The sequence below is a fragment of the Pseudarthrobacter sp. BRE9 genome, from assembly GCF_031844305.1.
GTDB lineage: Bacteria > Actinomycetota > Actinomycetes > Actinomycetales > Micrococcaceae > Arthrobacter.
In genome coordinates, this window is sequence record NZ_JAUZUY010000007.1 from 190,062 (window position 1) to 200,629 (window position 10,568).

Sequence of the window (10,568 nt, forward strand, 5' to 3'; positions counted from 1 at the left end):
CTCACATCGCGCCCGTCATGCAACGGCCCGGGAAGCGCCGCTGCGGCCGCAGCAAGTAGGCTGGAGGGCGTGAAGAATTTCGAGACGCTGTTCGCTGAGCTCAGCGAGAAGGCAGCCACCCGCCCGGAAGGCTCCCGCACCGTCGCTGAATTGGAGTCCGGTGTTCACGGCATCGGCAAAAAAGTCGTTGAGGAAGCAGCCGAAGTGTGGATGGCTGCCGAATATGAATCCGATGAAGCCGCGGCCGAGGAAATCTCCCAGCTGCTGTACCACCTGCAGGTTCTGATGCTCTCCAAAGGCCTGACCCTGGAAGACGTCTACAAGCATCTGTAGCCACCGGTCCGGCGCACTGCCGCCGGGCCCGCTGTGGCCTGCATTGCCTGAAACCTAGACCTTCCACCCAGAAAGAGTTTCCCATGCTGCGAGTAGCCGTCCCCAACAAGGGCTCCCTGTCCGAAGCCGCCTCCGCCATGCTCTCCGAAGCCGGATACCGCCAGCGCCGCGACAGCCGCGAACTGGTCATGGTGGACCCCGACAACGACATCGAGTTCTTCTTCCTTCGTCCCCGCGACATCGCCGTGTACGTCGGCCAGGGAACGCTCGACGTCGGCATCACGGGACGCGACCTGCTGCTGGACGCCGGGGTGGAAGCCGAAGAGCTGCTTCCGTTGGGATTCGCCGCCTCCACCTTCCGCTTTGCCGGACCCGTCGGCGACTTCGGCTCCGCCGCCGAACTTGACGGCAAGCGGCTGGCCACCAGCTATGACGGACTGCTGCGCAGCTACCTGGCCGAACGCGGCATCAACGCCAAAGTGGTCCGGCTGGACGGGGCAGTCGAATCCTCGGTCCGCCTCGGCGTCGCGGACGCCATCGCCGACGTCGTGGAAACCGGCAACACCCTCAAGGCCGCCGGCATGGAAATCTTCGGCGATCCCATCCTCAAGTCCGAGGCCGTCCTGATCCGCCGCACCGGCAACGGGGGCGCCGCCAACGGCACTGCCAGGGAAATCGACGTCCTCATCCGCCGGCTTCAAGGCGTCCTGGTGGCGCGCCAGTATGTGCTGATGGACTACGACATCCGCAAGGAGCTCGTGGAGAAAGCGGCCGGCCTGACGCCCGGCCTCGAATCGCCCACGGTCTCGCCGCTGCGCGACTCCGATTGGGTGGCCGTCCGGTCCATGGTTCCCAAGAAGGAAACCAACCGGATCATGGACGAACTGTACGACCTCGGCGCCCGCGCCATCCTGGTCAGCAGCATCCACGCCTGCCGCATCTGAGCCGGCCCCGCAGCAACCACCAGAAACTCCAGGAGTTCCCATGGCAGTAGCAGTACGCGTCATTCCCTGCCTTGACGTCGACGCCGGACGCGTCGTCAAGGGCGTCAACTTCGAGGGCCTGCGCGATGCCGGCGACCCCGTGGAGCTCGCGCACCGGTACGACAACGCGGGTGCTGACGAACTGACGTTCCTTGACGTCACGGCGTCCTCGGGCAACCGCGAGACCACGTTCGACGTGGTCCGCCGCACCGCGGAGGAAGTATTCATCCCGCTGACGGTCGGCGGCGGGGTCCGCGGCGTGGCCGAGGTGGACAAGCTCCTGCGCTACGGCGCGGACAAGGCCTCCATTAACACCGCGGCCGTGGCCAGGCCCGACGTCATTGACGAAATCACCCGGCACTTCGGTTCCCAGGTGCTTGTCCTGTCCGTTGATGCCCGCCGCACCCGCCCGGGGTCCCAGCCCACGCCGTCGGGATTTGAAGTGACCACCCACGGTGGCCGCACCGGCACCGGCATCGACGCCATCGCGTGGGCCAGGGAAGCCGCCGACCGCGGGGTGGGGGAGATTTTGTTGAACTCCATCGACGCCGACGGCACCAAGGACGGCTTCGACCTCGAACTCATCAAACTGGTCCGCGCTGCCGTGAAGGTCCCCATCATCGCTTCCGGCGGGGCAGGGGAGCCAGCGCACTTCCCGCCGGCCGTCGCCGCCGGCGCAGACGCGGTCCTGGCTGCGTCAATCTTCCACTGGGGCCCGGACGACATGATGTCCCAGGTCAAGGAAGCCATCCGGGAAGCCGGCTTCGAAGTCAGGTAAGACTGGACCACGCTCGCCCGGTGGGCCCACGCCCGCAGGGTTCCCTGGCCGAGCTTGCGAGGTTAGGGAGCGGGTGGGGACTAGAGCCCTACTTCGGCTGACTGGAGGAGGGCGACGGCGTCCGGCTGGCCTTCGAAGGTGACCAGGGCGTGGCGGGTCCGGCCGTGGGCGTGCATCAGCAGTTCGCCCGGCTCGCCGACAATCGCCACCGAAACAGGCGCCCGCTTGGCGACATGGCGCGGACCGGACGGACGGACCAGGACAATGCCCAGGTCCACGCCGCGGTAAAGGATGGCGGCGCGCTTGACCAGTTCGTCCCACAGCGCGTCCGAGTACGCCTCATCAAGTGCCCTCGGCGCCCAGCGGTCCACGGCCCGCCGGACGTCTTCGGTGTGCACGAAGTATTCGATCAGGTTGGCGCTTTCGTCCAATGCCTTGATGCTCATGGGCGAGAGCGCCGGGGGACCGCCGCGGAAGGTGTTCACCAGCCGGGCGTAGTCCTCGTTGCTGGCCAGCTTTGCCGCCAGCTTGGCGGTTGCCTGGTCCGATGCCTTGGCCAGGCGCTTGATGATCAAACCCAGCCCGACGGCGGCCTTCCGCTCGCGCAGGTACAGGTGCGCGGCAAGGTCCCTGGTACGCCAGCCCTTGCAGAGAGTGGGCGCATCAGGGCCGGCCGCAAGCAGGGTCTCGGCCAGGACTTCTCGGGACGGTTCGACGAAATGCATCACTTGTGAAACTAGCACGAGAGGCGCGGAGTTGGGCAGCACTGCAGCGGCCGGTGGCGTGCCGTTGTTCACAACAGGAGGACGGGCGCGTGTTGGCACTAGACTTGACCCGATGTCTGAGCAGCCAACCCCCGTCCCAACCGCAGGATCCGCCGTCTCCCAGACCATGGAATCCGTCCCGCCGTCGTCCGCGGAATCCGCGCCGGCGGCCGGCCCGCTTCCCCAGGAGGTGGCTGCGGCGCTCAAGCGCGACGGCGCCGGCCTGGTAGCCGCCGTGGTGCAGCAGTACGACACCAACGAAGTCCTGATGCTTGGCTGGATGGACGACGAAGCCCTGCACCGCACCATGACCAGCGGCCGCGTCACCTTCTACTCCCGCTCACGGCAGGAGTACTGGCGCAAGGGCGACACGTCCGGGCACGTCCAGTGGGTCAAATCGGTAGCCATGGACTGCGACGGCGACGCACTGCTGGTGCGCGTGGACCAGGTGGGCGCGGCCTGCCACACGGGAACCCGCACCTGCTTCGACGGCCGGACCCTGGACGTGGTGGCAGGCCAGGCGGGCTAACCCGATACTCTGCCCGGCCTTCCTTCACGGCCCCGGCCACCCAGCAAGAACACCAAGGCGCCCGGCAATGCCGGCCCTTTCGAGAACAGGCGGACAAGCATAACCATGCAGGACCTTGGAACCATCAGCCCGAGCCTCGAGGAATTCCGGGAACTCGCCGGCCACAGCCGCGTCATTCCCGTCAGGCTCAAGGTCCTCGCCGACGCCGAAACCCCCATCGGACTGTACCGGAAGCTGGCGCAGGGCCAGCCCGGCACCTTCCTGATGGAATCGGCAGCGGTGGGCGGCGCCTGGTCCCGGTACTCCTTTATCGGCGCCAGGTCCCGCGCTACCCTGACCACCAAGGACGGCGAGGCGCACTGGTTGGGCGAACCACCCGCCGGTGTTCCGGTCAGCGGCAGTCCGGTGGACGCCATCCGCGACACCATCGACGCCCTGCGCACCGACCGGTTCGACGGGCTGCCGCCCTTTACCTCCGGCCTGGTGGGCTTCCTCGGCTGGGAGACGGTCCGCCACTGGGAACGGCTGGTCAGCCCGCCCGAGGATGACCTGCAGCTGCCGGAAATGGCCCTGAACCTGGTCACCGACATGGCTGTGCACGACAATGTGGACGGCACGGTCCTGCTCATCGCCAACGCCATCAACTTCGACAACAGCTCCGAACGGGTCGACGAAGCATGGCACGACGCCGTCGCCCGGGTAAAGGAACTCCTGGCCAGGATCAGCGCCCCCGTGGTGCAGCCCGTGTCCGTGCTGGCGCCGGCGGCTTTGGACTTTGCGTCCAGTGTCCAGGAACGCTGGGACGAGGCCGAATACCTGGCCGCACTGGACAGGGGCAAGGAAGCCATCGTGGACGGCGAGGTCTTCCAGGTGGTCATCTCGCGCCGTTTCGAGATGGAGTGCAAGGCATCCGCGCTGGACGTCTACCGGGTCCTGCGCAACACCAACCCCAGCCCCTACATGTACATCTTCAGCCTCCAGGACGCGGAAGGCCGGGAGTACTCCATTGTCGGGTCCTCGCCGGAAGCGCTGGTGACGGTCACGGGCGAGGAAGTCATCACCCACCCCATTGCCGGCTCCCGTCCCCGCGGGAAAACCGTCGAAGCGGACAAGGCCCTGGCCGAGGAGCTCCTGGCGGACCAGAAGGAACGCGCCGAGCACCTGATGCTGGTGGACCTGTCCCGCAATGACCTGTCCAAGGTCTGCGTGGCCGGCACGGTGGATGTCACCCAGTTCATGGAGGTGGAGCGCTTCAGCCACATCATGCACCTGGTGTCCACCGTGGTGGGCCGGCTTTCGCCGCAGGCCAAAGCCTACGACGTACTGAAGGCCACCTTCCCAGCCGGCACCCTCTCGGGCGCCCCCAAGCCCAGGGCGCTGCGCCTCCTGGACGAGCTGGAACCGCACCGCCGCGGCATCTATGGCGGTGTAGTGGGTTACCTCGACTTCGCCGGCGACATGGACATGGCCATCGCCATCCGGTCCGCCTTGATCCGGGAAGGACGCGCCTACGTCCAGGCCGGGGGCGGCATCGTGGCTGACTCGGTCAACCCCACCGAGGCCCTGGAAACCGTCAACAAGGCCGCCGCCCCGTTGCGCGCGGTGCACACGGCCGGATCGCTGCACAACATTTCCGCGGAATCCCTTCCCGGCGGGACGGCTTCCTGATGTCCGATCCCGGGGTTGCGGCACCCCAGGCAGGGAGTCCCAAAAAAGCCAGAGCAGTGCCGGTCTGGGCACGCAAGTCCACGCTGGTGCTGCTGATCGCCCTCCTGGCGCTGGCCGCATTCGGCACCACAACCCAGACCTGGATGACCGCCACCCTGGACCCTAACCAGGTGGGCCAGGCCGGGGCCGCCCAGAGTGTGATCCAAGTACAGGGCAGCAAGGCAGCCACCACCGTGACGGCTTTGGCCCTGGTGGCCCTGGCCGGCGGACTCGCGGCGGCCATTGCGGGCAGGATCGCCCGGTGGGTCATCACCGCCATCATTGTCCTTGCCTCGGCCGGCGTGGTGACCGCCGCGGCCACGGTCCTGGCCGACCCGCTTGCGGCGGCGCAGGGATCCATTGCATCCGCCACCGGCGTCTCCGGCAGCCAGGCGCACGTGGAGCTCACGCCGTTCCCGGTGCTCGCCGTCGTCGCCGGCTGCCTCCTCGCCCTTGCAGCCCTGCTGATCCTGCCGGCCTCCCGTTACTGGAAGGCACGCACCAAATATGACGCCGCCGGCGCCGCGGGGACCACAGCTGCGGGCGCGGCGGCACCGGCCGGGCCCGTGGACGAAATCGACAGCTGGGACCGGCTTTCCCGCGGTGAGGATCCCACCTAACGCCGGTGGGTGCCCGGGCCGGCAGGGGCGGCAAGCCCCGCCGTACACGGGCGCCAGCCAAAAAATGGCAGAATGTAAGCAGTATCCATCCTGAGGAGATTTCCATGAGCAAAGCACCTGCGTCCGTTTCCAAGTCAGGCACCCGCACGGTGGCCCCCGGCGCCATTGACCACAGCCAGGAACTGGGCCATGGCAACAGCCCCGCCGCCTGGACCTGCGTCATCGTCATGCTCGTAGGCGCGCTCATCGCAGCCATCGCCTTCGTCATCGCCAGCACGCCCATCTTCGTTGGCGGCATCGCTGTCATGATCGTCGGCCTGATCCTCGGTTTCATCATGCGCAAGGCAGGCTACGGCGTCGAGGGCAGCAAGCTGAAGAACTCCGGCCACTGATGGCAACTGTTCTCGACGACATCAACGCCGGTGTCAGGGAGGATATGGAGGCCAGGAAGCGGCTTGTTTCCCTGGCCGAGCTGAAGGACCTGGCCCAGGCCGCGGCGCCTGCCCGTGACGCCTGGGCAGCCCTCGGCGGGACCTCCCCAACCCGGGAACAGCTGAAAGTCATTGCCGAAATCAAGCGCCGCAGCCCCTCCAAGGGTGATCTCGCCAGCATCGGGGATCCGGCGTCGCTCGCCAGGCAGTACGCCGACGGCGGTGCCGCCGTCATCAGCGTCCTCACCGAACAGCGCCGCTTCAAGGGATCGCTGGCCGACCTCGATGCCGTGCGCGCCGCCGTCGACATCCCGCTGCTGCGGAAGGACTTCACGCTCGACGAGTACCAGATCTGGGAGGCCCGTGCCCACGGCGCCGACCTCATCCTGCTCATCGTGGCCGCCCTGTCGGACGCCCAGCTCGCTGAATTCAGCGCCCTCAGCCGGAACCTTGGCATGAACGTGCTCGTCGAGACCCACACGGAAGAGGAAATCGAACGTGCCGTCGCGGCCAACGCCCGCATCATCGGCGTCAACGTGCGCAACCTCAAGACCCTCGACGTCGACCGTTCCCTCTTTGCCTCACTGGCAGGGCTGATTCCGGCCGGGGCTGTGGTGGTTGCCGAATCCGGCGTCCGCGACGCCGATGACGTCACGCACTACGCCGGCAGCGGCGCCAACGCCATACTCGTGGGCGAGGCACTGGTAAGCCACGCCACGCCCCGGGAACGCATCGCCGAGTTCACTGCCGCGGGTGCCGCCGCCATCGCCGCCCGCGGCTGACGGACGCACCACAAGGCTTCCTGCGGGCCGGCATGCCGGCCCCGGCACTCCGGCCCGCGGGACAGGCACACCATTGGCGGCCACACCGCCGGAAGAGCACTTTTTGACCAACCACCACCGAACAGGACAGGACTGATGGCTGACGCACCCTCAGGAAACGCTGACAACAACACCGCGGAAGCATTCCTGCAGGGCGGATCCCTCCGCCACGCCCCGGGGCCGTACTTCGGCAACTATGGCGGCCGATGGATGCCCGAGTCCCTCATCGCCGCCCTGGACGAACTTGAAGAGACCTTCGACAAGGCCAAGGACGATCCTGAATTCCGGGCGCAGATCGCGGACCTGAACAAGAACTACTCCGGCCGGCCGTCCCTGCTGACCGAAGCCAAGCGGTTCTCCCAGGAGGCCGGGGGAGTCCGCATCTTCCTCAAACGCGAAGACCTGAACCACACGGGTTCGCACAAGATCAACAACGTCCTGGGCCAGGCACTGCTCGCCAAGCGCATGGGCAAGACCCGCATCATCGCCGAGACCGGCGCCGGCCAGCACGGCGTGGCCAGCGCCACCGCTGCGGCCCTGATGGGCCTGGAGTGCGTGGTCTACATGGGTGCAGAGGACTGCCGCCGCCAGGCGCTGAACGTCGCCCGGATGGAACTCCTGGGCGCCAAGGTCATTCCCGTGACCAGCGGATCCCAGACCCTCAAGGACGCCATCAACGACGCCCTCCGGGACTGGGTGGCCAACGTTGCCAACACGCACTACCTGCTGGGGACCGCCGCCGGAGCGCACCCGTTCCCCGCCATGGTCCGGTACTTCCACGAGGTCATCGGCGAGGAAGCCCGCGCCCAGATCCTGGAGCAGGAAGGGCGGCTCCCGGATGCTGTCTGCGCCTGCATCGGCGGCGGCTCCAACGCCATCGGCATCTTCCACGGCTTCCTGGACGATCCCTCCGTCAAGATCTACGGCTTCGAGGCCGGCGGCGACGGCGTCGAGACCGGGCGGCACGCCGCGACCATCACTCTCGGCAAGCCCGGCGTGCTCCACGGCGCACGCTCCTACCTGATGCAGGACGACGACGGGCAGACCATCGAGTCCCACTCCATTTCCGCGGGCCTGGACTACCCGGGCGTCGGCCCGGAGCACTCCTACCTGGCCGACATCGGACGGGTCAGCTACGAGCCCATCACGGACAGCGAAGCCATGGAAGCCTTCCGCCTCCTGTGCCGCACCGAAGGCATCATTCCCGCCATCGAGTCCTCCCACGCCCTGGCCGGCGCGATCAAGGTGGGCCAGCGGCTTGCCGCCGAGGACCCGGCCTCGGCGGCCGAAAAGATCGTCATCGTCAACCTGTCCGGACGCGGTGACAAGGACGTTGCCACCGCAGCCGAGTGGTTTGACCTGTTGGACAAGAATTCCGCCGAATCCGAAATCGGCAAAGAGGGGGAGCAGCTGTGAGCAGTGCAGAAGAGTCGGGCGCGGCAGAGATGGCCAGTGCAGGGATGACCAGCAAGTCGGCAGCAGCCATTGACCGGGCACGTTCCCAGGGACGCTCCGCCCTCATCGGCTACCTCCCTGCCGGCTACCCCAGCGTGGAGGACACCATTGCCGCAGGCATTGCCCTGGCGGAGAACGGTGCGGACCTGATCGAGATCGGCATTCCGTATTCGGACCCCGTCATGGACGGCCAGGTCATCCAGGCCGCCACCACCGAGGCACTGGCCAAGGGCTTCCACGTACGCCAGGTGTTCGACGTCGTGGCCGGCATCACCAGCAAGACCGACGCCGCCGTCCTGGTCATGACCTACTGGAATCCGGTGGTCCGGATGGGCGTGGACGAGTTCTCGCGCCGGCTGGCCGAGGCCGGGGGAGCCGGGCTCATCACCCCGGACCTGATCCCGGACGAGGCCGCCGAATGGATGGAAGCCTCTGACAAGTACGGCCTGGACCGCGTGTTCCTCGTGGCGCCGTCCTCCACTACGGAACGGATGCAGCGGACCGTGGATGCAAGCCGCGGATTCGTGTACGCCGTCTCCATCATGGGTGTCACCGGTGCCCGCACATCCGTCAGCACCGCAGCCAAGGACGTTGTGGCGGCAGCCCACGCGGCGGGCGCCGAGCGCGTCTGTGTTGGACTGGGTGTCTCCACCGCGGACCAGGTCCGCGAAATCGCCGCCTACGCCGAAGGCGTCATCGTGGGCACCGCCCTGGTGGCGGCCCTCCGCGACGGGGGAGTGGACGCCGTCGCCGCCCTCACCAAGGACCTGAGCACCGGTCTTACCCAGGAACCAGGCCTGGCCCAGCAACCCGGCCTGACCCACGAAACCGGGGCCTAGAGCATGCAGCCACTCCTTCAGGCAGCCGCGCTGGTGTCCACCATGGCGCCGGCCAGCATCCCCAGCCCGGACTGGTCCGGCTTCGACATTCCCCTACCCTGGGGCAGCCTCAGGATCCACGCCTACGCGCTGTGCATCCTGGCGGGCATCGTCGTCGGGCTCTGGCTGACGTCCGTCCGCTGGGCAAAGCGCGGTGCCCCTGAAGGCAGCGTCTGGGACATCGTCATCTGGGCCATCCCCTTCGGCATCATCGGGGGCCGGCTGTACCACGTGGTGTCATCACCGGACGCCTACTTCGGGCCGGGCTTCGACGGCACCGGCGACCTGTCGCTGATCCCGCAGATCCAGCGCGGCGGGCTGGGAATCTGGGGCGCCGTCCTCCTGGGTGCCGTCGGCGCCTGGATCGGCTGCCGCCGCAGCGGTGTGAAGCTGAGCGCCTTCGTCGACGCCGCGGCACCGGGCCTGCTCCTGGCCCAGGCCGTGGGCCGGTGGGGCAACTACTTCAACCAGGAACTCTTCGGCGGTCCCACCACGCTGCCGTGGGGCCTCCAGGTCGACGCCGACAACCCCAACTTCCCTGCCGGCATGCCCGTGGACACACTGTTCCACCCCACGTTCCTCTACGAATCGCTGTGGAACCTGGCCGGCGTCGTGGTCCTGCTGGCCCTTGACCGGCGCTTCAACTTCCGCCGGAGCCGGCTCTTCTGGCTGTACGCCATGTACTACACGCTGGGCCGGGTCTGGATCGAGGCCATGCGCATCGACGACGCCGAACAAATCAGCATCTTCGGCATCACCACCAGGCTCAACGTGTGGACCAGCATCTTCGTGTTCCTGGCGGCCCTGACCGCCTTCATCCTCCTGGGCCTCAAGGGCCGGCCGGACCCGGACAGCGTGTACCTGCCGGGCCGCGAACCGGAGGAAACTGCGGCGCCGGCGCCAGCCGTGGGGGCCGATCATGACGTCCGTGATCCGGACGGTGTTGTCTCAGATAGTGATTCGCGTGGTAATCTCCCTGATAACCACAGCGGTTCCAGGCATGCTTCCGACCCCACGGAAGAAGCCGCGGCGGCATCGGCCGGCTCAAAGCCAGGAACGGATGCAACGGCTGCCGGACATTCCGGCAGCACAGCCACAGGTTCCGCACCGGAGGCCGGCACCGGCAAGTAGGGCGCCGGCCAGGCAGGGCAGCAGAGCCACCGCTCGAAGCGCCCGAAAACCACAATGTCGTGGCATGGGGCACCGTTCCGCCAGCATGGATTTGCTGGCTGATGATGCCTCGGGCAGGGGCCTGCGTAACCGTTAGTT

12 protein-coding genes are annotated in these 10,568 nt (G+C 67.4%); 11 read left to right on the forward strand and 1 reads right to left on the reverse strand.

Annotation, left to right across the window (positions count from 1 at the left end):
* Nucleotides 1–69 precede the first annotated feature (69 nt).
* The 3 genes from Q9R31_RS14325 (at nucleotide 70) to hisF (ending at nucleotide 2,094) form a co-directional block, all read left to right on the forward strand.
* Complete coding sequence (locus Q9R31_RS14325; RefSeq protein ID WP_311263383.1) at nucleotides 70–333, forward strand: phosphoribosyl-ATP diphosphatase; 264 nt, start codon at nucleotides 70–72, stop codon at nucleotides 331–333.
* Nucleotides 334–416: 83 nt separating this feature from the next.
* Nucleotides 417–1,277, forward strand: a complete 861-nt coding sequence (hisG, locus tag Q9R31_RS14330) for an ATP phosphoribosyltransferase (protein WP_142031030.1) — start codon at nucleotides 417–419, stop codon at nucleotides 1,275–1,277.
* Nucleotides 1,278–1,317: 40 nt separating this feature from the next.
* Nucleotides 1,318–2,094 (forward strand): imidazole glycerol phosphate synthase subunit HisF, encoded by a 777-nt coding sequence (gene hisF, locus Q9R31_RS14335; RefSeq protein ID WP_311263384.1) that lies wholly within the window; start codon nucleotides 1,318–1,320, stop codon nucleotides 2,092–2,094.
* A gap of 80 nt (nucleotides 2,095–2,174) precedes the next feature.
* Here the strand turns inward: hisF and Q9R31_RS14340 are convergent, their stop codons facing one another.
* The gene (locus tag Q9R31_RS14340; protein ID WP_311263416.1) at nucleotides 2,175–2,819 is read right to left on the reverse strand and encodes a TIGR03085 family metal-binding protein; all 645 of its coding nucleotides are present in this window, start codon (nucleotides 2,817–2,819) and stop codon (nucleotides 2,175–2,177) included.
* A 112-nt stretch (nucleotides 2,820–2,931) separates the two neighbouring features.
* On the opposite strand from Q9R31_RS14340, the gene hisI reads away from it, so the two are divergent.
* From hisI to lgt, 8 genes are all read left to right on the forward strand, one after another.
* Nucleotides 2,932–3,387, forward strand: a complete 456-nt coding sequence (hisI, locus tag Q9R31_RS14345; protein WP_397428248.1) for a phosphoribosyl-AMP cyclohydrolase — start codon at nucleotides 2,932–2,934, stop codon at nucleotides 3,385–3,387.
* A gap of 105 nt (nucleotides 3,388–3,492) precedes the next feature.
* A complete protein-coding gene (locus tag Q9R31_RS14350) occupies nucleotides 3,493–5,055 on the forward strand; it encodes an anthranilate synthase component I (protein ID WP_311263385.1) in 1,563 nt (520 codons plus the stop codon).
* The gene (locus tag Q9R31_RS14355; protein ID WP_311263386.1) at nucleotides 5,055–5,714 is read left to right on the forward strand and encodes a Trp biosynthesis-associated membrane protein; all 660 of its coding nucleotides are present in this window, start codon (nucleotides 5,055–5,057) and stop codon (nucleotides 5,712–5,714) included. The genes Q9R31_RS14350 and Q9R31_RS14355 overlap by 1 nt, the downstream gene beginning before the upstream one ends.
* Before the next feature lie 104 nt (nucleotides 5,715–5,818).
* Nucleotides 5,819–6,106 (forward strand): HGxxPAAW family protein, encoded by a 288-nt coding sequence (locus Q9R31_RS14360; protein WP_311263387.1) that lies wholly within the window; start codon nucleotides 5,819–5,821, stop codon nucleotides 6,104–6,106.
* Nucleotides 6,106–6,927, forward strand: a complete 822-nt coding sequence (trpC, locus tag Q9R31_RS14365) for an indole-3-glycerol phosphate synthase TrpC (protein ID WP_311263388.1) — start codon at nucleotides 6,106–6,108, stop codon at nucleotides 6,925–6,927. Before Q9R31_RS14360 ends, trpC begins: the two co-directional genes overlap by 1 nt.
* Nucleotides 6,928–7,062: 135 nt before the next feature.
* Nucleotides 7,063–8,382, forward strand: a complete 1,320-nt coding sequence (trpB, locus tag Q9R31_RS14370; protein ID WP_311263389.1) for a tryptophan synthase subunit beta — start codon at nucleotides 7,063–7,065, stop codon at nucleotides 8,380–8,382.
* Between the two features lie 29 nt (nucleotides 8,383–8,411).
* Nucleotides 8,412–9,260 (forward strand): tryptophan synthase subunit alpha, encoded by an 849-nt coding sequence (gene trpA, locus Q9R31_RS14375; RefSeq protein ID WP_311263418.1) that lies wholly within the window; start codon nucleotides 8,412–8,414, stop codon nucleotides 9,258–9,260.
* Nucleotides 9,261–9,263: 3 nt separating this feature from the next.
* On the forward strand, nucleotides 9,264–10,430 hold the full coding sequence (lgt, locus tag Q9R31_RS14380; protein ID WP_311263390.1) for a prolipoprotein diacylglyceryl transferase: 1,167 nt from the start codon (nucleotides 9,264–9,266) through the stop codon (nucleotides 10,428–10,430).
* Nucleotides 10,431–10,568: the final 138 nt, after the last annotated feature.

What these genes read in the sequence shown, in the direction of transcription:
- hisG (WP_142031030.1), top strand. Translation starts at nt 417, where the DNA reads ATGCTGCGAGTAGCCGTCCCCAACAAGGGCTCCCTGTCCGAAGCCGCC.
- hisF (WP_311263384.1), top strand. Translation starts at nt 1,318, where the DNA reads ATGGCAGTAGCAGTACGCGTCATTCCCTGCCTTGACGTCGACGCCGGA.
- Q9R31_RS14340 (WP_311263416.1), bottom strand. Translation starts at nt 2,819, where the DNA reads ATGCATTTCGTCGAACCGTCCCGAGAAGTCCTGGCCGAGACCCTGCTT.
- hisI (WP_397428248.1), top strand. Translation starts at nt 2,932, where the DNA reads ATGTCTGAGCAGCCAACCCCCGTCCCAACCGCAGGATCCGCCGTCTCC.
- Q9R31_RS14350 (WP_311263385.1), top strand. Translation starts at nt 3,493, where the DNA reads ATGCAGGACCTTGGAACCATCAGCCCGAGCCTCGAGGAATTCCGGGAA.
- Q9R31_RS14355 (WP_311263386.1), top strand. Translation starts at nt 5,055, where the DNA reads ATGTCCGATCCCGGGGTTGCGGCACCCCAGGCAGGGAGTCCCAAAAAA.
- Q9R31_RS14360 (WP_311263387.1), top strand. Translation starts at nt 5,819, where the DNA reads ATGAGCAAAGCACCTGCGTCCGTTTCCAAGTCAGGCACCCGCACGGTG.
- trpC (WP_311263388.1), top strand. Translation starts at nt 6,106, where the DNA reads ATGGCAACTGTTCTCGACGACATCAACGCCGGTGTCAGGGAGGATATG.
- trpB (WP_311263389.1), top strand. Translation starts at nt 7,063, where the DNA reads ATGGCTGACGCACCCTCAGGAAACGCTGACAACAACACCGCGGAAGCA.
- trpA (WP_311263418.1), top strand. Translation starts at nt 8,412, where the DNA reads ATGGCCAGTGCAGGGATGACCAGCAAGTCGGCAGCAGCCATTGACCGG.
- lgt (WP_311263390.1), top strand. Translation starts at nt 9,264, where the DNA reads ATGCAGCCACTCCTTCAGGCAGCCGCGCTGGTGTCCACCATGGCGCCG.